Genomic DNA, 23,074 nt, shown 5'->3' with positions numbered 1-23,074 from the left:
TGGCTCGCCTTCGGGCGAGCCACGGCTCGTTAAGCGTCGGTGGAGGTTGGTTTGCGGCCGGCGACAATGAATAATCGGCAGTAACCAGTGCGTCAACGCCGCAGGAGGCCTCGATGAGTGAACAACCCACGGGTCAGCGGCCCAACCCGCTGAGCAGGATCACGGCCAAGGGATGGACCGGTATCGCCGTTGCGGTCGTAGTGCTGGTGTTCATTCTGCAGAACTTCCAGCATGTACGGGTGCGCCTGATCTTTGTCGACACCATTGCGCCGCTGTGGATCGTGTTGTTGGTGACGCTCTTACTGGGCTTTCTAGTCGGCGCCTTCACCATCGGACGCAAACGCAAAGACTAGGAGATGGGCGTCGCTCCGGCGATGAAGCGGTCCACCTCGCCACCGGCCAGCAGTTGAGCCGGAAGCGGTGCGCTGCGTAGCGCACGTTGCACGTCGGCCCCGCTAGGAACACCGCCGTTTCCGGCGGCCATGACGATATTGCCGTAGCGTCGCCCCTTGAGCATGGGCGCATCGGCGACGAGCACCACCTCCGAGAAGACCTCGCGTAAGGTAGCCGCCTCGGCCCGCGCGGTTTTCAGATCCCGCGTATCCCCGCAGTTCACGAGGTACAGCCCACCCTGGTCGAGAACCCGTGCGGCCTCGGCCGCATAGAACACCGTGGTCAGTTCGCGCGGGGTGCTGCTCCCGGCAAAAACATCGCGAATCACCACATCCCGGCTATTGTCGGCCAGCGTGGGCAACACCTGTCCGGCATCCGCCACACGGATCCGCACCAGCGGGGCGCGCGGTACCTCAAAGTGGGTGCGCACCAGTTCGGCGAGCCGCCCATCGAGCTCCACCACCACTTGGCGAGCATTTTCGTAGCGTGCCGCGGCCCAGCGTGGCATGGAGCATCCGCCACCACCCAAATGCAGGGCACGAAGCTTGCGGGCCCGCCCATCAAAGCATGCTGGCTCGAAGGCAGCCAATATGAGCGGTTCCATCCACTTCATGTATTCGAAGTCTAAGAACTCGGGATCGTCGAGGTCGATGTGCGAGGAGGGCACCCCGTTGACCTTCAGCACGTAGCGGTTGGCTCCGTAGGAATCCTTCTCAATTTCCGCGGTTCCGGTATCGATCGGGTAGCTGCCGACCAGCCCGTCATCTGCGGCACCCCTAGCCACGACGGCGCACCAAGCGTTGCTCGCGGAGTCCAGCCCAGCTACCGACCAGTTCTTCACTGGTTCCATCGGGTGCGAATCCGTGCTTAGCAAAGAAGGCTGCCGCCCGGTCGTTGCCTTCAACAACCCACACCAGGGCATCGCCCTGGCCCAGCACGGTCTGCAACAGGTGTTCCCCGAGCCCAGTACCGTAGTACTCCTGAAGCACGTAGATCATGCCCAGCTCGACCTCAACCCCGGCATCACGGTCTTCGTCGATCACCGGAGTTCCTCCGGCCAGGCCTATGATCCGACCGTCGGCGCGCTCGGCCACAAAGAAACCGGCCCCGGCGGCCAGCCCACGCTCCCACCAGGTCACCTGCCCCTCAAGCTCAGCGGCGTGAAAGTCGAAGAACGCGGCATCGCGAAGCTGCGCATAGGCCTCCCGCCAAGCCTGCAGTTTCATTTCAAGGGCCGGGCGCACATCGTCAGAGGTTGCCGGCCGGATTCGGTAGGCGTTGGTTTCAAGCACAGCAATACCCTACGGCACCTCGGCTCGGTTCACCGTACCCGGGCCAGCGCGAACCCATCCCACCCCTTAGCCCCAACCGTTTGCAGGGCGGTGGCTTCCAGCCGCGAATCTTCTCCGAGCATGCGCAACGCTAGTTGAACGCCCTCGACGTCGCGGGCCTCATCGCTCCCCTCGGGCAACTTCGAGATGACACTACCGCTGCGCACCACATTGTCGAGCACCAGCACCGTGCCACTGTGCGATAGTTCCAGCGCCAGCTCGAGATACACCGGGTTATTGCGCTTATCGGCGTCGATGAAGATCAAATCAAAGCTTGGCTCATGACGGGAAATGAGATCCCGCAACGACTCGGCAGCAACGCCCAGCAAAATCTGCACACGATCGGCCAGTCCCGCGCGTTCCAGGTTCTCACGCGCCACACTGGCATGAAGCGGCGCGAATTCGCAGGTAATCACCTTGCCGCTGGGACCGACGCCGCGAGCCAGCCACCCGGTGGAGTAGCCGGCCAACGTCCCGATTTCGAGCACGCGACGGGCCCCGGAGATCTGTGCCAGCAGTTGCAACATTTTGCCCTGAGCGGGACTCACCTCGATCGATGGCAAACCAAGGGCCCGTGCGTGTTCGCGCCCTGCGTCAAGCTCGGCATCGGCCAGCTTGAGTTCGGTATTCAAATATTCCTCGACGGCCACCGCATGGCGGGCGACCGATTTCTCGCCGCTCATGACCCACTCCTTGCGTAGAGTTCGATTACCCACCGTCAGTTTCCCACCGCGTTGGCGCGCTGACTAGAGCTCGCCGCTACCGCTCAGGAAGCGAAGCTAGCCATTGCCCGAGACCAGCGCTTCTGCTTGGATCAATGATGTGACTGCACAAATCGTCCTCTGTGGCCCAGCCTCATGGAATCAGCTCATCGTGCTGGACCGGCTCCCGGAACCTACGCCGCACACGCAATTCGCCGAAGAGGCGTGGAAAACCATCGGTGGCACCTCGGCAGGTAAGGCGCTGCACCTGGCCTCGCGCGGTCTGTCGGTGACGCTGCATACCGCACTCGCCGACGATGAACCTTCGAATTCCATCCAACGAGTGCTATCTAGGGCCGGGGTGTCGCTGGCATCCGTGGCCTCGGAACGAACCGAGCAGCACGTCAATCTAATGACTCGCGCCGGTGAAAGAGTCTCGCTCTATGTAGCGACGCCCAGCACACCAAGTAAGGCGGCAGTGGCGCAGACCGCCGAAGCGTTGCGCAAGGCCGATGTAGCGGTGATCGATCTGTGTGAACTAGGGGCACGCGTACTTGCGCAGACTCCCCTGCGTGGCATCTGGACCGATCTGCACGACTACGACGGCGCCTCGACATTCCACGAACCTTTTCTGCGTGCCGCCGAAGTGGTATTCATGAACGACGATCGCACTGACGACGCTTTCCAGCTGATGTCTTCGGTGCTGGCGGCGGGGGCTCGATTGGCCGTTTGCACCCAGGGCAAGCAGGGCGCCGTGGCGATGAACAGCTCCGGAGAGCGCTTCGGCGTAGCCGCCCCGCAAGCAACGGTCCGCGACACCAATGGTGCCGGCGATGCGTTCATGGCAGGCTTTCTAGCGGCCAGCTTGGCGGGAGATAGGGTGCAACAAGCATTAGAGGCCGCGGCTGAACAGGCGCGCATCGCAGTGGAGTCTCCGCATCTGCATCCAGTTGTTGAGGCGGCCTTAGGTTCCTGAAACGGTGTATTGGTGTCCCGCGGGGGAACCATCTACGGGACACCTGACGCCTATGATTTCGCCTAGATCAATCTCTATCAATCGAAGCACGCCACTTCGTGGCCTAGAACTTTTTTAGCAGACGCATTTGGTAGCGCGTGTGCGCGTATCGGGTGTGTAATTTCGGCACTTCGTAGACAGCATCTCTCAACGCTTCGCGGACAAAGCCCGCCCGTTTCTTGGCACAGTCGAAGCACGAGTCAACCATTGCCACCGCGCGTGAGAGCCATGATCATCAACTACGACTCGACCGCGACAGAAGCCCTCACGATTAGTGAGTTCTGCAAGACCCAGAAGACTTCCCGTAGCATCTTCTACCGGCTGCGCGAACGAGCCGCGAACGAAGCTGCAGCAGCACTGCATCCCAGATCTCGGGCACCTCATCAACTGGCTAGGCGCTACGGGCCGGAGGTCGTCAACGAACTGGTCCGGCTCCGTAAGCATCTGAAGCAGGACGGGTGGTACTACGGATCGAAAACCATCCACTACGAAGCCGCGTTGGTCGAAGACTTCCCCGGAGGTACGGTGCCGTCCGTGGCCACGATCGCCCGGCTGATAGCGGCGGTTGGCCAGGTCGACCGCAACCCACGTAAACGCCCCCAGGTCCTCATACATCTCGTTTGCTAGGTCATCGGCCATGGCCCTATGGCAACTGGACGCCTTCGAATTCACCACCGCGGATGGGAAAACCCGTACCGTGTATCAGCTCGTCGATGACGCAACCCGCTACGATGTCGGCTCGTGTGCCCATGCCCGGCACGAGAACAGCCACGACACCCACGAATAGCTCGCGCATGCCATCGCCGCGTACGGGGCGCCGCAGGAGATCCTCAGTGGCAATTCCAAGGCGTTGAATCAATTGCGTAGCGGTGTCGTCGGAGCCGTCGAGGTGATTCTCGCTTCCAAGGGAACCATGCCGGTTACGGGGATGCCGGGCAAGCCCACCACACAGGGTAAGAACGAACGCTCATTCCAAACCCGACAACGCTTCCTCAAGCCCAATAAGCCCCAAGGCCTCACCGAACTGCGACGGCGCATTCAGCGTTACCGGAAGCATGACAACACCCGCAGGCCACACCAGTCGCTGAACCAAGCCACACCGGAAATAGCGTGGACAACGCTGGAACACACGCCCGCGACAGATAGCAGCCGCACCAGAGGCAGAAACCAAGACGGTCACTGAGAACCAGCGCATAGGTACAATCGAAGCTCCATGGGCTGTCGATGCAAAAGGCCAGCCAGTAGGAACGGCCTACAGCATCGATGGCAATACACTTGTTCAAACTGTGGATATTCAGGCAGACTCAGCATTTCCAGTTGTCGCAGATCCTAGCTTCTCTTGGTGGGTGGAAAAGGGCACTAAATGTGCGCTGGGCATTGGAACACTGGCTTTCTTCGGATACGGGAAGATTGCTGTTGCGCTCGGAAAACTTGTGGTCAAGATACGTAATGCAGGTGCGGCTAGTAAACTAGGCAAGGCGTATGCGGCTTGGAAAAACTTGGTACTTCTAATTCATCACGTTTTAGTGAGCTAGTTAAACAATTCAAAAGTCCGGCAAGCCTTGTCATGCAGAAGGGTGGAAAATCAGCTTTCGCCAAGCACAAGGATAAGAGCAAAAAGACTGCTGCAAGCATCGCATTCCTAAAAGAAGGTGGGAAAATCGTTGGATCAATCTTTGGCATTGGTGCATGCATTGACATGGTCAAAGCTAAATAGCTAATAGAAGAGGTTTATCAGCTTGTTTGCACTAATCATTTCGTGGGTTGTTTCCGTCGTGATCTTGTGGATTGCGCTATACACAGCTTGGAAGGTTGTCCCTGAATCCAACTATTCCACCCAAAATATCGTCTCGCGAACGTTTGCGGCATTCGACACAACCAATTGGGTGCTGTTCGTCCTCGGATCAGGATTCCTTATTGCTAGCGTGTTCCAAACGATTGATTTCGTTTCACGATAGCAACTCTAGAATTATCAGCGTTTCACCCAGCTGCCCTAGCCTGGACTCACTAGGCTGGGGCAGCTTTGCATACCGAGATCTTGAAAACGTTGCGCACTCTGAACCGAGTTTCTCGTCACTTTGGTGCAATCGATGGCACTCACCAGCATCTCTCCCGGGTCTACTCCCGATACCTCAGCAATATGCTCCAGGATCTTTAGAATAAAGTTGCGTTAGACGCGGCCCAAGCGACCATTATAGGTAATGGATGCGAACGAACTTGGCAAGGATTTATCGCAGCCTGTTTCAGGGAAATAAAGCCCCTCAGTTTCCTGAGGGGCATGTCGTCTCTAGGTTATTCCTGAGACGCTGGGGCAGGTAGCTTGTGATCTTTAACGAACCCAAGAACCAAAAATACAACGGCTACCAGTTGCGTCACACACGAGACTACAGCCAGCGCAAAAAGCGGTTCACCAAGACGAGGCAGTGATGTGGCTAAAGAGGATATCCTCGCGTTTACCGGGTTCCCGAAGGATGCATGGCAGCAGATCTGGTCGAACAACCCGAATGAGCGATTGAACCGAGAGATTCGTCGGCGCACCGATAGCGTGGGGATCTTCCCGACCCGAGAGGCAATCATCCGTCTGGTCGGCGCGGTGTTGGCCGAGCAGACCGATGAATGGGCCGAAGGGCGCCGGTATCTCGGGCTGGACGTGTTGGCTCGGTGTCGGCTGAGCGTCGCGTCGTGGCCCCCGGGCAGGACCCCACCATAGAGAAGGAGGTGGTGACGGATCCGTTCCACGCGCTGAGCGCCTGATTCAAACCTCCGAAGGACTTCGCGTTACACCACTCCCCGGTACTTGACCTCCGACTCAGGATCAAAGAAGTCAGCCAGAACTCCGGAAGTAACAAGCAGGAACAGACAGGCTACTAGTAGCGCAATAATTATTGTAGAGATGAGTAAGAACTTCTTGTCTTGTGCTTTCACAGGTTAACTACTACCACCTGCTTCGTTAATCTCTTCGGACATAAGCCGCTCCGGAGAATCCACAGTTAGGCACTAGGGCTTTCGCGAGTCGGCCCCCTAGCTGCACGCCGACTGGCCCGTTCAACCAGCAGCAAGGCACCATTCCACATGGACACCACCAGAGCACTTGCGAAGGTAGCCCAAGCGTCCAAGGAAAGTTCGGCCTACCTCCTAGGAATCTCCGCGAATGTTTCAGCTTCGGAGAGCTCTAATGCCGGTGGAGGGTTTCATGTTGGCCTATGCGGGAAGACAAGCTCCATGTACCGTAAGGGTCGGCAAGAAAACGGTTCACATTGCTACGGTTTAAATTACGCAAACCAGCGGCTCGCTAAACCGAGATATCGCTTCATTTGGCAGCTGAGAATGTGTAGCTTTTGTGTCGAATCTCTGGCAGTCCCGTGAGCCGATCCCTTCACGAGACACCTAGACGGTGGCTCAGAGCACGCCGACCTGTCTGCTTGATCGCATTGTTGCGGCCAGTCTTGAATCTTGATTACCAAAGAGTAGCCTGAGGTTATGGCCTGACGGCCGGCCCACACTCCACGGCCGCCGGACCGAAGTACCGCGCACCCTGCGGTGAATTTCGAGAAAGGCACATAATGCAGAACCTCACCGTCCTAGGAACCGGAGTCCTCGGATCCCAGATCATTTTCCAGGCCGCCTACTTCGGCAAGAACGTGGTCGCTTACGACCTGAATGACGAGATCTTAGCCAAGCTCGACGCGCGCTGGGAATACCTCAAAGGCGAATACCTTCGCGATCTACCAGAGGCCACCGAGCAGAAGCTCGAGGACGCCATCTCGCGCATTCGTACCACTTCCGATTTAGCCGATGCGCTGAGCGATTCAGATTTGGTGATCGAAGCGGTCCCAGAACGGCTCGACATCAAACAGGACACTTGGCAAAAGGTCAGTGCCCTCGCCCCGAGCAAGACGATCTTCGCAACCAACTCGTCCACCCTATTGCCCAGCGACATCGCGCCCTTTACCGATCGGCCCGAGAACTTTCTGGCCCTGCACTTTGCCAACGAGGTCTGGAAGAACAACACCGGTGAAGTAATGGGTCATGCCGGAACCTCTGCGGAAGCCTTCGAACAGGTCGCGGCCTTCGCCGAAGAGATCGAGATGGTCCCCATCCGTGTACTGAAAGAACAGCCTGGCTACGTCCTGAACTCGCTTCTCGTGCCATTCCTTAATGCGGCCGCGGCCCTCTTCGTAAAGGGCGTCGCCAGCGTCGAGGACATCGACAAGACGTGGCGCATCGGCACCGGCGCACCAAAGGGCCCCTTCGAGATCTTCGACATTGTCGGCATGATGACCCCGTACAACCTGAGCAAGAACAACCCAGATCCGATTCAGCAGGAGTTCGCCGAAATCCTCAAGCGGGATTACATCGACCAGGGACGCCTCGGTAAGGGCTCGGGCCGCGGCTTCTACGACTACGAATAAGCCCTTCGCACATACTGGTTCGGGGTCGTTCCCACGAACGGCACCGCCCACCCCGCCTACGGCAGGCTTCACCGGGCTAGACTACCGGCGCGGAGATAAGCATGGGACGCTTACGCGCCGGTAGCCTTACTGCCCTCGGCGCCACAGTGATAACCAGACGAGGCCAACGCTACGATGTCGTCGAGGAGGAACTTGCCTAGTTCCTGTTCCGTTGTTGCTTTTCGCGGATAAGGTCCAGCGCGATAATTGCGCCGATAATCGCCTGACGCTGCGGCACCGTCAGTTCGGCGGCCAAACGTAGTGCGTACGTGGACTTACCAAGGAAGGCATTTCCCACGCCCGACCATTCACGTGACACGCTGGCAAGCACACCGGCGGCCCCGGTGACCTGGAAGTCGAACCCCCAAATATCTCCTGTAAGGTCCAGTTCTTCACCCTGCAGGTCGATCGTGAGGCGCGTTTTAAAAAACGTGATGCGCTTGACCAGGCTGGCCAGCGGGTTGCCCTGACCATCGAACAATTCGAGCCGGTCGCGGCCGAAGGTCATGGTGTCTTCAACCTTCAGCACCGGATTCTCCGGCCCGTCGAACACAGTAAGTTTGCGGGATCCGGCGAACATTCGACCCAGCGCGCTACCGCCAGTTTCGACGTGCGCTACCTGCTGACCGGCTTCATCATAAATGGCGAAGTCGTTCTTCGAGAAGTTCTTTGTCTGCTGGAAAATAAGCACGTCGTGAGCGAAAAGGGTCATGACTGAGATTATGCCACTCAATCTAGCAACCCACGTTAGTAACGCTGGCCCGCGCCGATGGCATGGCCGTCGAAGGCGTCAGCTTGGTAAGAGTGAAAACACTCGGTGCATCGCATCCGGATCCCGGTTATGCGCAAACGCGCCATTTCTATGAAAAGTGCGGCTTTTTGCCGCTTGAGGAAACCGATCTTTGGGGCGAGCACACACCGTGCCTGATTATGGTGAAGCCACTGCCCCCGGCGCCTTCCGACCGCTAACAGCGCCGGAACTTGCGGCTGCGCTTTCCCACTCGCGCCGTAGCAGGCCGTAGACCCAGGAATCCGACACGACGCCACCGACGATGCAGTCTTCGCGTAGGGTGCCCTCGAGCGTGAATCCGAGTTTTTCTAGCACTCGCCCCGAGGCAATATTTCGGGTGTCTGCCTCGGCCTGCATTCGATTCAGGTCTAATGCGCCATAGGCCCAATCGAGCATGGCCCGAGCGGCTTCGGTTGCGTAACCCTGCCCCCAGGCTTCCTCACGAAAGCAATAGCCCAGCGACGCGCTGCGGAAGTCTGGGTCCCAGTCGTTGATGGCACACCAGCCGAGGAACGTCCCGTCCGAGAGCCGATCGATGGCCACCCGTGCGCCAAGACCTTCCGCTTCCATGCGTTGGCACCGTTCCAGAAACCGGGTAGCCGCCGCCCTATCGGTCCACGGTTCGGAATCCCAGTAGCGCAGGACTTTGGCGTTGCTTTGCAGCGCGTAGATATCCTCCGCATCCGTTTCGACGAAGGGGCGCAGGTGCAAACGTGACGTTGTCAGCGTGGGCGTTGGCAGGCTCATGACCTCATCCTTACATGAGATCCCGGACCGCGTCAGCCCTGGGTCTGTGGCGGCAGGGTCAAGATCTCCGCTCCCTCGGCGGTAATGGCGATCGTGTGCTCGCTATGTGCGGTGCGCGAACCCGTGGCACTTCGCAGCGTCCATCCGTCCTCGTCGACGATCAGTCGGTCCGTATCGGCCATAACCCACGGCTCCACGGCCAAGAGCAATCCCGGGCGTAGTTCATAGCCGCGCCCGGCACGTCCGGCGTTCGGAACGTGAGGCTCTTGATGCATGGTGGAGCCAATGCCATGCCCGCCAAACTCAAGATTGATTTTGTACCCCTCGGCGGAGAGCACCTGCTCGATGGCATGCGACAGATCACCGATGCGTGCCCCGGGCTTAGCCACGGCAATGGCAGCGGCCAAGGCACGCTCGGTAGTTTCAATCATGGCCAGATCGGCCTTCGACGCCGTGCCCACGACAAAACTGATGGCAGCATCGGCGGCGATACCGTCCTTGAGAAGCGCAAGGTCGAGGGTCAGCAGATCTCCGTCGACCAGGTCATAATCGTGGGGCTTTCCGTGCAATACTGCGTCGTTGACGGCGGTGCATATGTAGTGGCCAAAGGGGCCGCGCCCGAAAGCGGGCGCATAGTCGACATAGCAGGACACCGCACCGGCCTGTTCGATGAGTTCGCGGACCCACTGGTTGATTTCGAGCAGATTTGTGCCGACCTGGCAGCGGCGGCGCACCGTATCAAGGATCGCGCCCACGATGCGCCCGGCCGCCCGGGCCTTCTGCAACTCGCTATCCGTCAGTATCTCGATCATGTGGCCTCTCCCTGCACCGTCGTCAATCAATTCCGGTAATTCTATACCGGTACTATAATTGACCGCATGGTGAGACTTCCACTGAGCGCTGCTGAAATACGCCGCGGCGAAATACTCGGCGCACTGCTGCGCGCGGCGCGCGGCAAGCGCACCATTTTGCAGGTCGCCCTGGAAGCAGGCATTTCTCCGGAGACTCTTCGCAAAATCGAAACCGGCCGCGTGGCCACGCCCTCCTTCGCCACCATCGCCTCCGTGGCCACGGTCGTCGATCTCTCCCTCGACGAAATTTGGACTCAGGTCAATCGGGCGGCCGCTCCCGACGAAAACCTCAAGGACCGTACGGAGCGGATTATCGCCTAACGCCCCACCCAAAGGACCAGTAGCTTCGGCTCAAGGGGCCACCGGAGCAGTGACGGGCGTAACAAATATCGGGAGCGACGCAAGAAACTCGTGAATCATCCTCGCCATGTTTACCTTGGAAATACTTAAATTCACCAAGGAGCATACTTATGGGCAACCCCTTCCGGCCATCATCGCTACTAGCACTCGGACTCGGCGCCACGCTGGCCCTGAGTCTCAGTGCCTGCTCGACGGGCGGGACCGAACCGAGCGCCAATGACAGCGCGGCACAGACGGAACAAAATCTCCTCACGGCGGCCGTAGCGTGGCGAGTGACCGCAGCCGAACGGGACAACCTGTACCTGCAGGGATTCAATATTCTGACCGACCGTGTCGATGCCGCCCTTGCCAACAAGGACAACGACAAACCCCTGGCTATCATCAGCGACATCGACGACACCGTGCTGAGCTCGGATGACTACTGGAAACAGCTCATCGCCTCGGGCAAGCAGTCCTTCGATGACGAACTCTGGGACCAGTGGGTGGCCGACAACGGGCCAACTCCAACCGCCGGGTCGATTAAAGCACTTGAGTACGCGGCCGAGAAGGGTGTCGAGGTCTTCTACGTTTCCTCCCGCGATCAGGGCGAAGAAACCCAGCGCTTCGGCGTTGCGAACCTCAAAGCCGCGGGGCTGCCCTTCGCCGACGATGAGCATGTGACCATGTTGCGCGAGAGCTCAGATAAGGAGGAAGCGCAGCAAAAGATCGCCGACGACTACGAGGTCATTGCCTACTTGGGCGATAACCTCAACGACTTCAAACGCAAGTACTACGTCGAGTCCGTCAGCGAAAGGAAGTCATTGGCACTGGAGGACGCCGAGGAATTCGGGCGCAAGTTCATCTTGTTCCCCAACCCGACCGACGGTCACTGGATGAAGGCCATCTTTGGTGACAGCGAACCGGCCGACTCCCCCGAATACCGCGAACGCTTCTCGCAAGCCGCGAAGACCGGAAACTAGCTCCCGCAGCCAGACCATCGACATCGCACATGCTGTAGTCTCCGTGCGATCGTTGGGGCGCCCCGACCAAAGTCGGTCGGGGCCGCCCCCGTGATCTACCGATTAGTCTTCGTCGGCCACCACGACCTTGCCGACCACGTGGCCGGTCTCGATATCCGCGTGCGCATTGCGCAGCTGCTCGGAATTGATCGGCGAGTAGGTTTTGGTCAGCAGGGTGCGCAGCACACCACCATCATCCAGTTCGGCAACCTCCCCAGGGCACCTGCGCAATAGTCCTCATCGCCGGCACGATAATCGGTCACTCGATCCCCCCACCGCCAGTACGACGCCCGAAGCGGCCCAACTCAAGACGCGGCTATCGGTCGCGCCCTGCGCTCCAGGCCGGACCTTCACATCCACTGGGTTCACGGAGATGGCGCATACATCCACGATAATGTCGTGACCGGTCGGTGCCTCGGGAGCCAGCAGAGTCGTATCCGCAAGACTATCTGTCCCGGCCAGCGCAGCCTCCAAACCGGCCTAGGCAAACGCGATGCCTGACAGGTCCACGAGAAGTTCGCTACGACGCGGCGACTGGCTGATCGCAGGAAAACTAGAACTATCCGATCATGTGAGACGCGTTTTACGAACCAGTAACCAAACCTCGCCATTTACTGAAACGCTCGCTTTATATTGTTGATGGTGTCAACGGCGACGACCTTCCCCGGCAAAGAAAGGTACCGAGCCATGAGCCCTTTCATTCATGACAGCAAGGCGGCAGAACCGGTCGCCACGACCTCCACCCCCAGCCTCGACCTCCTGTGCCGCTACAGCGAGCTGTCCCCCGACTGGGGCGAAGCCATCTGGCATCCGAACGGGCAGTTAGCGATTTTCCGAACCGCCTGGAACCACGTCTACCTCACCTCACACCGCTGCCCAATTACTGGCGCGACCGTAATGGCGCGGGGCATCCTGGGCGGCACAACCATCAACGGGAAGCACATCGATACGATCGCGTGCCCACTGCACAAGGAGGTCTATCGGTTGGATACAGGTGAGAGTCTCGACGGTACGGCGCCCCGGCTGGCGGTATACGACGTTCACGCCGTCGGCGACTGGCTCTATCTCGGGAGCCAGCGATGAGAGTGATGGGCGGGCTGGTAGCGGCTCGCAAGGCGGCGCCAAGCAATTCCACGCCTTTAACACCACTGTCGACGTCCACGCCGGATGCGGGGATCCTCCAGCACCAACCCCAGGTTGCGCACGATGATACGCACGAATCGTCTCGTACGTGCTAACGCGTCGTCCGCCAAGAGAATTTCCCAAAGAAGCAACGACACCGCATCACCACCACTCATTGGCCCGCTACTAGCCGTGGCGGCAGACTGAAACGGCCTTTATCCATGCCTTACGATGCAGAAGCACGATCACACGTCACAGTCCACGAAGAATTCGCGGCTCCCGCTCCGCTCCTCGGTGACCTATCCCTCGAGTCACACGGGCCCAATGTCATCCTCCGCCTCGCAGTCGGCGAGCAACCACCAACGTCGGTTCGGCTCACTCCTGCGGTTGCCGGAGCTCTGGCCGGGCAGTTGGCCTCCGCTGCACACATCCCGCTGGCCGGCCCGACCGGCTTTACGGTGGAGATTCTCGCCGACGGCGCACCGAGCATCGCAGCGCCAATAGCACCGCCCGTCCTCGAGCGGCCAGCAGACTGGCATATCACGCAGCGCGCCCGCGACAACGCCCAGCGATTCAACATCTCAGAAGATGAACTCATCGCTGCGGCCAGCGCTCCGACTTCCATGCACACTTCTGGACGCGGCGACGTGGACGTGCGCGTTCTGCGCGGGGTCTGCGTCTTGGTTCCACGCAACGAGCCATACACCATTATTGGCGCGTCGAGGAGGCAACGTGCCTGCACCCGTGATGCGCGGTCTGCACCTTCGGGCGTGGACTAGTGAAGACTGCCGATTACTCCGCGGTCGCTTCGATCGCCTTCTCCAGACGCTCGATCTTGCCGTCGAGTTCACCCTCATAACCGGGGCGAATATCGGCCTTGAGCACGAGCGAGACACGCGAACCGTACTTGCCCACGGCCAGCGTCGCGCGCTTGACCACATCCATCACCTCATCCCACTCACCCTCGAGCTCGGTGAACATCGAACTGGTGCGGTTGGGGAGCCCGGAGTCGCGTACGATCTTCACGGCCTCAGCCACCGCATCGTGTACGGAGCCGTCGGCATTGTCGGTGCTGGGAGCCACAGAAAAAGCAACAATCATGGCTCAACTGTGCGCCTTCACCGGCCTGCTTGTCACCTTCGGTTACGCGGCCAACCCGCTCATGCGTAGGCCCACGGCTGCCAGGGCCCCGACGATCACCACCACCAGATAGGGAGCTCGGAACATCAAGGCGATCGCGGCCGCCGCCAAGGCACCGATGCGCGCGTCGATCACCAGCTGGGTGCCGGAGGTGAAGGCGTTCATGGTCACCAGCGAGGCCAGCAACGCCACCGTCAAGGTGGCCGCCACATGGGACATCACCGGAGAATCGAGCACCTTGCGTGGCACGAAGTAACCGGAGAGCTTGATCGCGAAGGCGGTCACGCTGGCCGCCAGAATCCACCAACTCAGTTCGCTCATGGTTCCACCCGCTGCCGTTGTCCGTGCTCCGTCGCAGGCTTTCCGCGCCGATAGGTGATCAGCGCGTAGATCACGGCCGCGGCGGCGGCCAGCAGAATTGGCACACCCGGGGCGCTGACCGGCACCGCCATCGCGGTGACCAGCACGGCGCCGAGGGCCACGAAGACCGGCTCGGCCGATTTCAGGCGCGGCCAGAGCAGACCGAGGAACGCGGCTACTGCCGCGCCGTCCAGACCCCAGGCCGCCGGATCCCCCATGCGTTCACCCAATAGCGCCCCGACGATCGTAAAGAGGTTCCACAGCAACCAGACGCCGACACCGGCCACCCAGAAGCCTCGCTTCTTCTCGGCGAGCGAGGACTGCCCGAGACTGGTGGCGGTGGACTCGTCGATGGTCACCTGCGCCATCAGGGGCACCAGCGATGCACTGGGACGTAGCGCCTGCTTGATCTGCATCCCGTAGACAGAGTTGCGGATTCCCAACAGGGAGGCGGCCGAATACCCGGCCACGGGGGTGCCACCACCGGCCAGTACGCCGATAAAAGCGAACTGCGAACCTCCGGTGAACATCAGGGCACTGAGCACAATGCACTGCCATAGGTTCAACCCGGCGACCACGGCCAACGCCCCAAAGGAAATCCCATAGAGCCCGGTGGCCACCGCAATAGACAGTCCCATGCGGGTGGCCGGGGTGAACCAGCTAGTCGACATGCTCCGCCTCGTAGCGCACCTTGTAGACGCCGCGCTTCACCTTCGCTTGTCCGATGCGCACCTGGCGCAGCTGGTTCACGTGATTTACGTGGGTACCACCGCAGGGTTCGACGTTGACCCCGGCGATGGACACGGTACGGTGCCCCGCCTCGTCGATCGCGGTGGTCACCTCGCCGCCGGTAGCGATCAGTTCGTCGACGCGGGACTGCAGCCAGGCGACGGCGGCGGCCCGCTGCGCGTCATCCTCGAGCGGCATGTCGACGCTCTGCGGGTCGAAGTCCAGGCGCGCCTGCCCCGGGAAGTGTGAGTGGCCACGGTGCTCCCACCCGCGGTCTTCACCGGCAAAACCCACAATGTGCCCGGCAGTGTGGAGCGCCGCGTGCTTCAGCCGAACTTGCGGGTCGATGGCGGTGGCGACCGTGGCCCCGAGTTCCGGTAGCTGTTCTCCGTAGAGCACCACCAGCGAGTCTTCGCCGCGGGCCACCTGGACCGGCGCTCCGTCGAGGGTTCCGCTATCTTCCATTTGCCCACCACCGCGTGGGTGGAAAATATTCGGGCTTACCGCCACCCAATTTCCGGCTTCGTCGCTACCGGCGGCGATGACGGTGGCGTCGGTGGCAAATAAGTAGCTGTCGTGCAGATATGCCTGCTCTTGGATTGTAGTGCTCACCCTTCCAAGATTAGCCGTTTGCGGCGGCCGCTAGTTCGCGGCGCAGCGCGGCCGGGCGGTTACTGGTTAGTTGCTGGACTCCCAGGCTCATCAGGTAGAGGGCGTCGGCCGGGCGGTCCACGGTCCAGATTCGGGCGGTGGCCCCACGGGCCAGCCAGGTACGCACGAGCGACTCGTTGGCTCGCACCCAGGCCACGCCGGGGCCGATGATCCCGGTGCCGGCCGAGTTAACAAGTTCCACGCCTTCGGCCACCGAGCGGTGCAGGACCTCGTAGACGGCGGCCCGGGAAACCTGTCCGCCATCGAGCAGTTCCTGCACCCATTCGGCGTCGATTTCGGTGATCAGCTGACAGAGCAGGGCCCGGTCCACCGTGCGGGCCAAGTAGCGCATGCTTTCGGGTTCAAAGCTCATGAAGCTGAGCTGGATTTGCCCCGTGCGTCCGGCCTTGCCGGTAGCCGGGTCGAAGCCGAACTCCTGCAATACCTGCAGCACCCGGTCCTCGAGAATGTGTCCGAAGGGGCTGGGGTGTTTGAGTTCCACGGCCAGGGCAATTCGCACCCCGCGGGCGTCGATGAGCCCTAGTAGTTCGTGCAGGGTCACTAGTTGCTCGTGCACCGTGCCGTAGCCGTCCGGGAGCGCCTCTTTGCCTAGCTGGGTGAAGTCCATGGCTTTCAGCTGCGCCACGGTGTAGGAGGAGACGAGGCCGGTGGCATCGGAGGTGCGGTCGACCGTGGGGTCGTGGTGGCAGACGACCGCCCCGTCCGCGCTGAGGTGGACATCGCATTCCACGCCGTCGGCGCCCTCATCGATGGCCGCCAGGTAGGCGGCACGGGTGTTTTCGGCGAAACGGTGCGAACTGCCCCGGTGGGCGAAAATCTGCGGTTCCATGGGGTCCACGCTACCGGTGAGGCGCTGGTAGGTGTGGGAACGCGTGACGTGCGCGAGCCGCCGATACAGTTGGGTTTATGCTCAGTTCTCAACAGCTCAAGGCCGCGGCTCTGGCGCGCATGAAACGCGTGGCCACCGCCCTGTTCATCGCGATGGCGGTGCTCTTCGTGACGGGCCTGCTGTTGCAACAACGCTGGGAGCCGTTCAGCTATCTGCGGGCGGCCGCCGAGGGCGGGATGGTCGGCGCGCTAGCCGATTGGTTCGCCGTCACCGCGCTCTTCCGGCATCCACTGGGACTGAAGATCCCGCACACCAACCTGATCCAGCGCAAAAAGGACGAACTGGGCGCCTCCCTCGGCTCCTTCGTGCAGGAAAACTTCCTCACCGCACAGGTGCTAGGCCCCAAAGTGCGCGAACTACGGCTACCGCAGCGCGCCGGCATTTACCTGGCCAGCGAAGCGGGCGCGCGGGCCACCGGTTCACAACTGAGCGTCACGGCCAGCGGGCTGCTGGAAACCCTCGACGACGCCCCGGTGCTCGACCTGCTACGTACCCTGGCCGAAGACTATGTGGTGGCCCCGGAATGGTCCACCACCTTGGGCACGTTGGGCGAACGGCTCGTCACCGACGGGCACCACGAGGCGCTCATCGACCTGCTGGCCGAACGCGCCGAAGAGTGGGTGCGCGCGAATCCGCAGGTGTTTACCGAGGTGGTCGCCGGCCGCTCTCCGCACTGGGTGCCGCGTATGGTCGATGACCTGTTGGCCAGCAAACTACAAAACGAGCTGGCTAACCTGCTCGGCGCGGTGCGCGCCAACCGGGGACATGTGCTGCGCCTGTCCATCGCGGGCTGGCTGGCCGATTTTACGCGCAGCATGCAGCACGATCCGGCCACCATCGCGCGGGTGGAGGCCTTCAAGCATTCACTGCTCGGCGATCAGGCCCTGCTAGAACTGCTGGGCCGAGGCTGGCAAAGCCTGAAGGCGGGTCTGCTCGCCTCGCTGGCCGACCCGGACTCGCCCCTGCGAGTGGCCCTTACCCAGGCCGTACGGGCTACCGGGCGTCGGCTGCTCACCGACCGGGCGCTGGCCCACAACCTCCAAGAGCGACTCGCCGGTGCGGCTACCGCGCTGGCCAATAACCACGGTGAGGCGTTGGTCGGGCTGGTCAGTGACACCGTGGCGGCGTGGAATCCGGCCGAAACCAGTCACAAACTGGAACTGCAGGTCGGCCGCGACCTGCAGTTCATTCGGATCAATGGCACGGTGATTGGCGCGCTGGCCGGCCTCGGCATACATACCGCGGGGCAACTGATCCTCGGCGTGCTCTAAGACTGCGGGGTTTGTTCCGACCGCGGCAACTCGCCGAGGTCTTCGAGCTCATTGGGGAGCTCGTCTTGGATGCCGGCGAAGGCGTTGCGCGCAGACTCGATGACCCGGCGGGCCAGGTAACGGTTGCCGGCGCCGCCAATGACCGCGCCAATGCCGAAGGGCACCACACGACCCAGCACGCTGGCGGCCTGGGTGCCAATCACGCGGCGCATGAATCGCTTTTGCAGGTTGCGTTGCATCAGCGAGTAGAAGCTACTGGACTTGTTCGCGCCGAAGAGCTTGGCCCAGCCTTTCACCGGGCCGCCGCCCTTACCGGCGGCCTGCTTGGCCAGCCCGGCGATCATCAGGCTTCCCTCTTCGCCCAACAGCACACCCATGACCAGCACCCGGGAGGCTTCCGGGTCTTTCAGGGCGATCCCGTGCAGTTCGGCAAGGGTCTGCGCGTAGAGTGCGCTGGCTTCCAGGAAACCTATCGTGGCCGCGGCCGAAAGGCTAAGCGCCACCCCGGTGCCCACGGCAGGTACGGCGGCGGTGCCTCCGACCGCGGCCCCGGAACCGGTCACCACCAGCAAGTAGTCACGCTCGGCGATCTCAGCCAAGCGGGAGGCGCTGGCCTCGGGGTGTTTGGCCCGCAGACGCTTGAGATAGGCGAGCACCAGCGGGCGTTGCACGCCCACTGCACGCATGATGGCCTCTTGGATACCCGCGCGCGGGGCGCCATCCCTACCCAGCACGGTCATGGAAATCGGATCCTTGCTCATGATGTCTTCCACTGTAGCGAACGAGCCTGCACACCGACTCACTTCAGCGCATACGCACAGCTAGTGTCGTGACGGATCCGAAAGGTAGTAGCCCCAGAAGGCGCGCAGATCGCGCAATTGCGCCTCGGTGATCGCGTGGGTGGCTTCGTCGTAGGTGCGCACGGTGCAGTAGGTATGCCGCTGCACCCAGTCGGCGGTGAAGCTCACCGCCTCCGGGTTGATCACCAAATCTAGCTTGTCACGACCCCAGAAGCAGGGAATCTGCTCGGTCGGATCGGTCAGGTTCAGCAACTCGTTATCGAGCACGAAACCGCTCAGTCCGGCGATCGTCGCATAGCCCTGAGGTCGTAGCCGATAGAGGGTGGTGGCCATGGCCATGCCTTGGGAGTGTCCGGCTAAGTGGATGCTCCGTGCGCCGGCTAGATGCGTGGCTTGCCAGTCAAAGATCTGCCCGGCGGCGTCGGTAATCCGCGCAAAGTCGTGGTTGAGCACGTAGTCGAGGAGGAACCAGCCGCGTTGACCATCGTCCATGGGAAACACCCCTGGTAGCGCCACACCCAGGGCGTCCTCGGGTAGGGACCGAAAAAACGGGGCAACGGCCTGCGGTGCGGAACCGTAACCGTGCAGGCAGAGCACGACGTCGCGTCCGGCCACGGACGGGTTGGCCTGCGAATAGCAGACGAGCGATTGATCGATCACTGTGGCGGACCCGCCGGCCGCTAGCGGCCGAGGTCTAGGTACCGCACCTGACCGGAGTCGGGCAGCAGTTCTTCGATACCGGTGACCGAGCGGTCCGGTTGGGCCGGCGCTCCGACGCTCCCAGCTTCCTGGGTTGACCAGGAATGATCGGCCAGCACCTGCGCGCCGGTCTCTGCGGCGTCTTGTCCGTGATGCAACACCTGCATCAGGTGGGCACGTGCGGCGTTGGCCTGCGGCATGCTGCCGAGGTCTCCGGCCACGATGACAGGTTCACCGCGCTGTGCGTGCACCGGGCGCTGCGCATCGTCGCGCACATACGCGGCGCCGGTGAAGTAGTCGGCCAAAACCCGTAGCTGATCCTGCTGGCGCTGTCCTGCGAAGCCTACGCCCGCGGGTTGGTCGGACATTTGCGCGGCCAACAGGTGCACGGTTTCGCCACGATAGTCGATGGGAATGTCCCAGAGCCCGCCGCTCATCACCGGTATGGCTCCGGCCAGCACACCATCCAGCCCTGCGGCCTTGGGGCGGTCACCCGGCAGCGCGTGCCAGGGCAACGCGGTGATCGAGGTGATCTTCTCCGGGTCAATGGGGTAGCGCGAAAGCACCACCAATCCGCCTTGACCTTCAAAGTCGCCGGCGCCCCAAGCATCGTTGGGGCCACCGACTACACCGTCGGCATCCAGATCTGCCCCGCTTTGCACGCCGGTAGTTCCCGGGGCCAGGTAGCTATAGGGCAGGTTCAGGTCCACACGGTCGTCGAAGGGGTTGTTCAGGTAGTTCGCGCGCAGGGCGTCCACGGCCGCCTGTTCCGTGTCCATGCCGGTGAGCACGACGATATCCGGATTCGCCTCGGTCAGATGATCGGCCAACCGCGTGGCACGACGGTCCGTGCCGCTGGCCAATTCAATGGCCAGCTGTCCTTGGTCGGCCCCACTGAGCTCGGCGTCAACCGTGGCGACCCGCAAACCCGATGGCGCGCTCTGTTCCGGCGTGCTCTGCGCCGCCTCGGCCCGTCCGTCGGAGTCGAACCAGCTAGCCTGCGCGGGGACGCCGACGCACACGAGACTAACGCCGAGGGCGAGGCTCGCGGTGGAGGTCAGGAGTTTGCGCACGAGCCCAGCCTACGCCGTGCCCTTGGCGCAGTGAAGCACCGTTACCCGATTGTGATCGCCTGTGCGGAAACTTCACAGGTGGCGGTGGCTTTCCTGAGAAGTTTCCGCAATCGAGCTGGACTATTTTCCGGCGCCGGAGCGCTGCGCTGCACGTGCGTTGGCCGCCAGGATTTCCTCCATATAGGGGGCGCGCACCGTGGCGGAGACCCGGGCGTCGACAAGCATGACTCCCCGCGCGCCCTGCTGCACCCACTGGCGCACCGGGTCCAGATCGCCCAGCTCGCGCGCGGTCACCGCCTGCGCGCCAAGGGCGCGGCCCAGCGCGGCGAAGTCGACGGTCGGGATGAGCATCGGGTCCTCGTGTAGGCCGATGGAGCCGTACTGGTGAATTTCGGCTCCATAGGCCGAGTCGTTGTAGATCACGATGACGCCGCTGGCCACGGTGCGCACAATCGACTCGAGGTCCGCAAGACCCATGAGGAAGCCCCCGTCGCCGGCGGCAAGCACCACCGTGCGCCCGGCGGCCGCGGCCCCGGCGCCGATCATGGAGGCGGTACCGAGCCCGATGGACTGCACGGCGGTACCCACGCAGGTCAGCGCGCGAGCGTCGGAAGTGCTCCAGTACATCGGACCCCAGCCGATGAAGTGCCCGCCATCCTGCACCAGCACACGGTTCTGCGGCAAAATCTGCTCCAGCTCGCTGGCCACGCGACGCGGATCGAGCAGGCCATCACCGGCCACCTCGTCACCGGCCGGGCGGTCGCGCAGTCCGCTGAGGTCGACACGCTGGTTCCAGTCCCCGGTGCCCTCTCCGAGCTCGGCGAGCAGGGCGGTGGAAGTGAGCGAAATGTCGGCGGTGGCGAAGTAGTCCACACGCGGGTGCGTGGCCTGCGCGGCCAGGTCCACCTGGATGACCGTGCTTTGCGCGCCAAAGAGGTCCCCGAAGCGGGTGGTGAATTGGTTCAGCGAGGCGCCAAGCACCAGCACCACGTCGGCCTGCGCGATAATTTCTGCGTTCTTCGCGGTGGAGAAGCCGCCGGTAATTCCCAGCTCGCCGGTGCGGGTGAGCATGTCGCGAGCCAGTAGGGTTCCGGAGCTGGTGGCCCCGAGCCGGTCGGCGAGCGCGGCCACGCCGCGGGCGGCCTCTAGGGCGCCACGCCCATACAGGATGTGCGGGCGCTGGGCCGAGGCCAACACCGAGGCGATATGCGCCCGTTGCGTGGCGTTGAGTTCCGGCGCCGGTGGGGTGCTGTTGAAGTCGGCAAAGTCCAAGTCGGCTTGTTCGGTGGTTTCCGCGGCGGCCAGATCATAGGGAATGGCCAGCACCACGGCGGTGCGTTCGCGCAATGCATGGGCGGCGGCGCGCAGGGCGGTGGCACCCGGGTTCTGCGCGTCGACTACATAGGTGGTGGCTCCCACCGCCGCGTCGATGGCGCTTTGATCCACATCCCACGGGCGGCGCCCGGTGCTCGGTGCGTCCCCGGTGACGAATAGCAGGGGCACGTGGGCCGCGACGGCTTCGGCCAGTGCGGTCACGGTATTCGTGAATCCGGCACCGTAGGTGGTCGAGGCGATGGCTAGGGAATTGGAGATCCGGTAGTACGCATCGGCGGCCGATACGGCGGCCGACTCGTGGCGAACGGCGGTGTAGGTGAAACCGGAGCGCACGGCGGCGTCGAGGAAGTGGGCATTGCCGTTACCCATCAGACCAAAGATCTGTGGTGCGACGGGCTTCAGGGCGTGGGCGATTGCGGCCGAAACTGTAGACATCATGGACTCTTTCAAAATTGAGCTTAAGAAATTCCATATATGTCTGCCGCTACCGGTTGCGCACGGCAACGGGTATCGCCCCTTTTGAGAGCGCCGGAAACGCGCCTGCGCGTTCCTGACGAATAGATCATACGGTACCCGGCGCACCGGGCGCTAGGCTTTGCGCCGGATACGAGGGCCAGCCGCGGAATACTGTTCGCGCGGCGGTCGTTAGTGCTGAGTATGGGAGATCAACTGGATTTTCGTGATGCCGCAGACGCGTCGCGTTTCGAACTACGTAGCGGAACCGAACTTGTCAGCGTGCTTGATTACCGCGTGCAGGGCCAGAAGATCGAGCTCACCCGTGCCTATACGGATCCGGCGCAGCGCGGCCATGGCTACGCCGGAATTATCACCGAACGCGCTGTTCGGGCCATCGCCGAGCGCGGTACTCAGCAAGTGGTGCCGCGTTGCTGGTATGTGGCCGACTGGTTCGCACGCCATCCCGAGTTTCGGTCGTTAGTTGCCGACGGACGCTAGGCGTCGTTGCAGGGATTCGGTGGCGGCCAACCATTGCGGAAAATCCTCGGTGTCGGCCCAGAGTTCATAGAGCTCCGAGGTTTCGGCTCCGCTGAGGGTACGCGCCACCTGTTTGCGAAGAAAACGAAGGTTCTCGTCGGTGAAGTGCCCGGCGATCGTCGACAATTCGAGGTCCTCGATTCGCTCGGGCTGGCCCCGGTTGGCCGCGATGGCCAACTCGGCCTGTGCGACGGCGATCTGTCCGCCATTGGCCTCGAGATAGTCATCATCCTCGAAGGCCCATTCAACCTCCGCAAAGCTGAACTCACCCTCGCGCAGGCTGTCGAGTACATCCAGTGCGTCGTCATTTTCGAAGGCTCCGATGCCCCATGCTCCCATGGCATCAACTTACCC

27 protein-coding genes and 2 pseudogenes are annotated in these 23,074 nt (G+C 61.9%); 12 read left to right on the top strand and 17 right to left on the bottom strand.

The genetic code is table 11. From position 1 onward, the window contains the following. Positions 1-113 precede the first annotated feature (113 nt). Complete coding sequence (locus ACJD00_RS00950; protein WP_418908097.1) at positions 114-353, top strand: lipopolysaccharide assembly protein LapA domain-containing protein; 240 nt, start codon at positions 114-116, stop codon at positions 351-353. On the opposite strand, the gene ACJD00_RS00945 is transcribed toward ACJD00_RS00950, so the two are convergent. Genes ACJD00_RS00945 through ACJD00_RS00935 form a run of 3 tightly spaced genes read right to left on the bottom strand, consistent with a single transcriptional unit; the run spans position 350 to position 2,407 of the window. Next, positions 350-1,243 (bottom strand): spermidine synthase, encoded by an 894-nt coding sequence (locus ACJD00_RS00945; RefSeq protein ID WP_418908096.1) that lies wholly within the window; start codon positions 1,241-1,243, stop codon positions 350-352. The two genes, ACJD00_RS00950 and ACJD00_RS00945, sit on opposite strands and share 4 nt — an antisense overlap. Further along, positions 1,170-1,685, bottom strand: a complete 516-nt coding sequence (locus tag ACJD00_RS00940; RefSeq protein WP_418908095.1) for an N-acetyltransferase family protein — start codon at positions 1,683-1,685, stop codon at positions 1,170-1,172. The genes ACJD00_RS00945 and ACJD00_RS00940 overlap by 74 nt, the downstream gene beginning before the upstream one ends. A gap of 29 nt (positions 1,686-1,714) precedes the next feature. After that, positions 1,715-2,407, bottom strand: coding sequence for an O-methyltransferase (locus ACJD00_RS00935; RefSeq protein WP_418908094.1), 693 nt, complete (start codon positions 2,405-2,407; stop codon positions 1,715-1,717). 139 nt (positions 2,408-2,546) lie between these two features. On the opposite strand from ACJD00_RS00935, the gene ACJD00_RS00930 reads away from it, so the two are divergent. From ACJD00_RS00930 to ACJD00_RS00910, 5 genes and pseudogenes are all read left to right on the top strand, one after another. Further along, positions 2,547-3,401 carry a carbohydrate kinase family protein gene (locus ACJD00_RS00930; RefSeq protein WP_418908093.1) on the top strand — a complete coding sequence of 285 codons (855 nt, stop codon included), beginning with the start codon at positions 2,547-2,549 and terminating at the stop codon, positions 3,399-3,401. Between the two features lie 267 nt (positions 3,402-3,668). Continuing rightward, positions 3,669-4,584: pseudogene (locus ACJD00_RS00925) on the top strand (integrase core domain-containing protein); the annotation flags it as partial. 345 nt (positions 4,585-4,929) lie between these two features. Next, positions 4,930-5,157 carry a hypothetical protein gene (locus ACJD00_RS00920; protein ID WP_418908092.1) on the top strand — a complete coding sequence of 76 codons (228 nt, stop codon included), beginning with the start codon at positions 4,930-4,932 and terminating at the stop codon, positions 5,155-5,157. Between the two features lie 708 nt (positions 5,158-5,865). Next, positions 5,866-6,150: pseudogene (locus tag ACJD00_RS00915) on the top strand (transposase); the annotation flags it as partial. A gap of 853 nt (positions 6,151-7,003) precedes the next feature. Further along, positions 7,004-7,852, top strand: a complete 849-nt coding sequence (locus ACJD00_RS00910) for a 3-hydroxyacyl-CoA dehydrogenase (RefSeq protein WP_418908091.1) — start codon at positions 7,004-7,006, stop codon at positions 7,850-7,852. Between the two features lie 196 nt (positions 7,853-8,048). Here ACJD00_RS00910 and ACJD00_RS00905 read toward each other — a convergent pair whose 3' ends face one another. The 3 genes from ACJD00_RS00905 to map all read right to left on the bottom strand — a co-directional run bounded on the left by ACJD00_RS00905 (position 8,049) and on the right by map (position 10,240). Beyond that, the gene (locus ACJD00_RS00905) at positions 8,049-8,603 is read right to left on the bottom strand and encodes an LURP-one-related/scramblase family protein (RefSeq protein ID WP_418908090.1); all 555 of its coding nucleotides are present in this window, start codon (positions 8,601-8,603) and stop codon (positions 8,049-8,051) included. Positions 8,604-8,819: 216 nt separating this feature from the next. Beyond that, complete coding sequence (locus ACJD00_RS00900; RefSeq protein ID WP_418908089.1) at positions 8,820-9,428, bottom strand: GNAT family N-acetyltransferase; 609 nt, start codon at positions 9,426-9,428, stop codon at positions 8,820-8,822. A gap of 32 nt (positions 9,429-9,460) precedes the next feature. Further along, positions 9,461-10,240 (bottom strand): type I methionyl aminopeptidase, encoded by a 780-nt coding sequence (gene map / locus ACJD00_RS00895; protein WP_418908088.1) that lies wholly within the window; start codon positions 10,238-10,240, stop codon positions 9,461-9,463. Positions 10,241-10,306: 66 nt separating this feature from the next. Here map and ACJD00_RS00890 point away from each other — a divergent pair, with 66 nt between their 5' ends. Both ACJD00_RS00890 and ACJD00_RS00885 read left to right on the top strand, forming a co-directional pair. Then, positions 10,307-10,600, top strand: a complete 294-nt coding sequence (locus ACJD00_RS00890) for a helix-turn-helix domain-containing protein (RefSeq protein WP_418908087.1) — start codon at positions 10,307-10,309, stop codon at positions 10,598-10,600. Between the two features lie 149 nt (positions 10,601-10,749). After that, the gene (locus ACJD00_RS00885; RefSeq protein WP_418908086.1) at positions 10,750-11,598 is read left to right on the top strand and encodes a 5'-nucleotidase, lipoprotein e(P4) family; all 849 of its coding nucleotides are present in this window, start codon (positions 10,750-10,752) and stop codon (positions 11,596-11,598) included. Between the two features lie 102 nt (positions 11,599-11,700). Here ACJD00_RS00885 and ACJD00_RS00880 read toward each other — a convergent pair whose 3' ends face one another. Beyond that, positions 11,701-11,868, bottom strand: a complete 168-nt coding sequence (locus ACJD00_RS00880) for a zinc-binding dehydrogenase (RefSeq protein ID WP_418908085.1) — start codon at positions 11,866-11,868, stop codon at positions 11,701-11,703. 456 nt (positions 11,869-12,324) lie between these two features. Between ACJD00_RS00880 and ACJD00_RS00875 the strand changes: the two genes are divergently transcribed. Beyond that, on the top strand, positions 12,325-12,720 hold the full coding sequence (locus tag ACJD00_RS00875; RefSeq protein WP_418908084.1) for a nitrite reductase (NAD(P)H) small subunit: 396 nt from the start codon (positions 12,325-12,327) through the stop codon (positions 12,718-12,720). A gap of 260 nt (positions 12,721-12,980) precedes the next feature. Beyond that, entirely contained in the window at positions 12,981-13,538 is a 558-nt protein-coding gene (locus ACJD00_RS00870; protein ID WP_418908083.1) for a hypothetical protein, read from the top strand. A 13-nt stretch (positions 13,539-13,551) separates the two neighbouring features. On the opposite strand, the gene ACJD00_RS00865 is transcribed toward ACJD00_RS00870, so the two are convergent. The 5 genes from ACJD00_RS00865 to ACJD00_RS00845 are packed head-to-tail and all read right to left on the bottom strand — an operon-like array spanning position 13,552 to position 16,489. After that, complete coding sequence (locus ACJD00_RS00865; RefSeq protein WP_418908082.1) at positions 13,552-13,860, bottom strand: thiamine-binding protein; 309 nt, start codon at positions 13,858-13,860, stop codon at positions 13,552-13,554. Between the two features lie 42 nt (positions 13,861-13,902). Then, positions 13,903-14,220: an AzlD domain-containing protein gene (locus ACJD00_RS00860; protein ID WP_418908081.1), complete on the bottom strand. Its 318-nt coding sequence runs from the start codon at positions 14,218-14,220 to the stop codon at positions 13,903-13,905. Then, positions 14,217-14,930, bottom strand: a complete 714-nt coding sequence (locus ACJD00_RS00855; RefSeq protein WP_418908080.1) for an AzlC family ABC transporter permease — start codon at positions 14,928-14,930, stop codon at positions 14,217-14,219. The genes ACJD00_RS00860 and ACJD00_RS00855 overlap by 4 nt, the downstream gene beginning before the upstream one ends. Further along, entirely contained in the window at positions 14,920-15,600 is a 681-nt protein-coding gene (locus ACJD00_RS00850) for a hypothetical protein (protein ID WP_418908079.1), read from the bottom strand. Before ACJD00_RS00850 ends, ACJD00_RS00855 begins: the two co-directional genes overlap by 11 nt. A gap of 10 nt (positions 15,601-15,610) precedes the next feature. After that, positions 15,611-16,489 carry a glycerophosphodiester phosphodiesterase gene (locus tag ACJD00_RS00845; protein ID WP_418908078.1) on the bottom strand — a complete coding sequence of 293 codons (879 nt, stop codon included), beginning with the start codon at positions 16,487-16,489 and terminating at the stop codon, positions 15,611-15,613. Between the two features lie 77 nt (positions 16,490-16,566). Here ACJD00_RS00845 and ACJD00_RS00840 point away from each other — a divergent pair, with 77 nt between their 5' ends. Further along, positions 16,567-17,820: a DUF445 domain-containing protein gene (locus ACJD00_RS00840; protein WP_418908077.1), complete on the top strand. Its 1,254-nt coding sequence runs from the start codon at positions 16,567-16,569 to the stop codon at positions 17,818-17,820. Here the strand turns inward: ACJD00_RS00840 and ACJD00_RS00835 are convergent. From ACJD00_RS00835 to ACJD00_RS00820, 4 genes are all read right to left on the bottom strand, one after another. Continuing rightward, complete coding sequence (locus ACJD00_RS00835; RefSeq protein WP_418908076.1) at positions 17,817-18,581, bottom strand: hypothetical protein; 765 nt, start codon at positions 18,579-18,581, stop codon at positions 17,817-17,819. The genes ACJD00_RS00840 and ACJD00_RS00835 overlap by 4 nt on opposite strands. Before the next feature lie 60 nt (positions 18,582-18,641). Then, positions 18,642-19,280, bottom strand: coding sequence for an alpha/beta hydrolase (locus ACJD00_RS00830; RefSeq protein WP_418908075.1), 639 nt, complete (start codon positions 19,278-19,280; stop codon positions 18,642-18,644). 20 nt (positions 19,281-19,300) lie between these two features. After that, positions 19,301-20,392 carry an endonuclease/exonuclease/phosphatase family protein gene (locus ACJD00_RS00825; RefSeq protein WP_418908074.1) on the bottom strand — a complete coding sequence of 364 codons (1,092 nt, stop codon included), beginning with the start codon at positions 20,390-20,392 and terminating at the stop codon, positions 19,301-19,303. Between the two features lie 120 nt (positions 20,393-20,512). After that, on the bottom strand, positions 20,513-22,162 hold the full coding sequence (locus ACJD00_RS00820) for a thiamine pyrophosphate-binding protein (protein ID WP_418908073.1): 1,650 nt from the start codon (positions 22,160-22,162) through the stop codon (positions 20,513-20,515). Between the two features lie 222 nt (positions 22,163-22,384). On the opposite strand from ACJD00_RS00820, the gene ACJD00_RS00815 reads away from it, so the two are divergent. Then, positions 22,385-22,681, top strand: a complete 297-nt coding sequence (locus tag ACJD00_RS00815) for a GNAT family N-acetyltransferase (protein ID WP_418908072.1) — start codon at positions 22,385-22,387, stop codon at positions 22,679-22,681. On the opposite strand, the gene ACJD00_RS00810 is transcribed toward ACJD00_RS00815, so the two are convergent. Further along, entirely contained in the window at positions 22,661-23,059 is a 399-nt protein-coding gene (locus tag ACJD00_RS00810) for a DUF4259 domain-containing protein (RefSeq protein ID WP_418908071.1), read from the bottom strand. The genes ACJD00_RS00815 and ACJD00_RS00810 overlap by 21 nt on opposite strands. Positions 23,060-23,074: the final 15 nt, after the last annotated feature.

Source organism: Glutamicibacter endophyticus (genome assembly GCF_048457885.1).
Taxonomy (GTDB): domain Bacteria; phylum Actinomycetota; class Actinomycetes; order Actinomycetales; family Micrococcaceae; genus Glutamicibacter; species Glutamicibacter endophyticus.
This window is presented reverse-complemented; position numbering and strand designations above follow the sequence as displayed.

Excerpts from the sequence above, each read along its gene's own strand:
- ACJD00_RS00950 (WP_418908097.1), top strand. The coding sequence starts at position 114 with ATGAGTGAACAACCCACGGGTCAGCGGCCCAACCCGCTGAGCAGGATC.
- ACJD00_RS00945 (WP_418908096.1), bottom strand. The coding sequence starts at position 1,243 with ATGGAACCAGTGAAGAACTGGTCGGTAGCTGGGCTGGACTCCGCGAGC.
- ACJD00_RS00935 (WP_418908094.1), bottom strand. The coding sequence starts at position 2,407 with ATGAGCGGCGAGAAATCGGTCGCCCGCCATGCGGTGGCCGTCGAGGAA.
- ACJD00_RS00910 (WP_418908091.1), top strand. The coding sequence starts at position 7,004 with ATGCAGAACCTCACCGTCCTAGGAACCGGAGTCCTCGGATCCCAGATC.
- ACJD00_RS00905 (WP_418908090.1), bottom strand. The coding sequence starts at position 8,603 with ATGACCCTTTTCGCTCACGACGTGCTTATTTTCCAGCAGACAAAGAAC.
- ACJD00_RS00900 (WP_418908089.1), bottom strand. The coding sequence starts at position 9,428 with ATGAGCCTGCCAACGCCCACGCTGACAACGTCACGTTTGCACCTGCGC.
- map (WP_418908088.1), bottom strand. The coding sequence starts at position 10,240 with ATGATCGAGATACTGACGGATAGCGAGTTGCAGAAGGCCCGGGCGGCC.
- ACJD00_RS00890 (WP_418908087.1), top strand. The coding sequence starts at position 10,307 with ATGGTGAGACTTCCACTGAGCGCTGCTGAAATACGCCGCGGCGAAATA.
- ACJD00_RS00885 (WP_418908086.1), top strand. The coding sequence starts at position 10,750 with ATGGGCAACCCCTTCCGGCCATCATCGCTACTAGCACTCGGACTCGGC.
- ACJD00_RS00875 (WP_418908084.1), top strand. The coding sequence starts at position 12,325 with ATGAGCCCTTTCATTCATGACAGCAAGGCGGCAGAACCGGTCGCCACG.
- ACJD00_RS00870 (WP_418908083.1), top strand. The coding sequence starts at position 12,981 with ATGCCTTACGATGCAGAAGCACGATCACACGTCACAGTCCACGAAGAA.
- ACJD00_RS00865 (WP_418908082.1), bottom strand. The coding sequence starts at position 13,860 with ATGATTGTTGCTTTTTCTGTGGCTCCCAGCACCGACAATGCCGACGGC.
- ACJD00_RS00860 (WP_418908081.1), bottom strand. The coding sequence starts at position 14,220 with ATGAGCGAACTGAGTTGGTGGATTCTGGCGGCCAGCGTGACCGCCTTC.
- ACJD00_RS00855 (WP_418908080.1), bottom strand. The coding sequence starts at position 14,930 with ATGTCGACTAGCTGGTTCACCCCGGCCACCCGCATGGGACTGTCTATT.
- ACJD00_RS00845 (WP_418908078.1), bottom strand. The coding sequence starts at position 16,489 with ATGGAACCGCAGATTTTCGCCCACCGGGGCAGTTCGCACCGTTTCGCC.
- ACJD00_RS00840 (WP_418908077.1), top strand. The coding sequence starts at position 16,567 with ATGCTCAGTTCTCAACAGCTCAAGGCCGCGGCTCTGGCGCGCATGAAA.
- ACJD00_RS00835 (WP_418908076.1), bottom strand. The coding sequence starts at position 18,581 with ATGAGCAAGGATCCGATTTCCATGACCGTGCTGGGTAGGGATGGCGCC.
- ACJD00_RS00820 (WP_418908073.1), bottom strand. The coding sequence starts at position 22,162 with ATGTCTACAGTTTCGGCCGCAATCGCCCACGCCCTGAAGCCCGTCGCA.
- ACJD00_RS00815 (WP_418908072.1), top strand. The coding sequence starts at position 22,385 with ATGGGAGATCAACTGGATTTTCGTGATGCCGCAGACGCGTCGCGTTTC.
- ACJD00_RS00810 (WP_418908071.1), bottom strand. The coding sequence starts at position 23,059 with ATGGGAGCATGGGGCATCGGAGCCTTCGAAAATGACGACGCACTGGAT.